Source organism: Marinobacter iranensis, from assembly GCF_029207565.1.
In the GTDB taxonomy this organism is placed as follows: Bacteria; Pseudomonadota; Gammaproteobacteria; order Pseudomonadales; family Oleiphilaceae; genus Marinobacter; species Marinobacter iranensis.
In genome coordinates this window covers 1-264 of the sequence record NZ_JANCMW010000225.1, presented here as the reverse complement: position 1 = coordinate 264, position 264 = coordinate 1, and the positions used below count along the sequence as shown (strand labels likewise).

Below are 264 nucleotides of genomic sequence, written 5' to 3'. Positions count from 1 at the left end.
CGAACGTCATCGACATCCGCAACATCGGCCTGATCGGCGCCATAGAACTTGCGCCGATTGCCGGCCAGCCGACCAAGCGCGCCTTCTCGGCCTTCGTGAAGGCCTTCGAACGCGGCGCGCTCATCCGTACCACCGGCGACATCATTGCGCTTTCGCCGCCGCTCATCATCACCAAGGGCCAGATCAACGAGCTGATCGACCATGTGCGCGAGGTTTTGAGAGCTATCGACTAGCGCGCTCCAACGGCGCAAGCCAAACGTTGCG

1 pseudogene is annotated in these 264 nt (G+C 62.1%); it reads left to right on the top strand.

Annotated features, from left to right (window positions below):
- Nucleotides 1-233 (top strand): annotated as a pseudogene (locus NLU14_RS22125) (omega-aminotransferase AptA); the annotation flags it as partial.
- Between the last annotated feature and the right edge of the window lie 31 nt (nucleotides 234-264).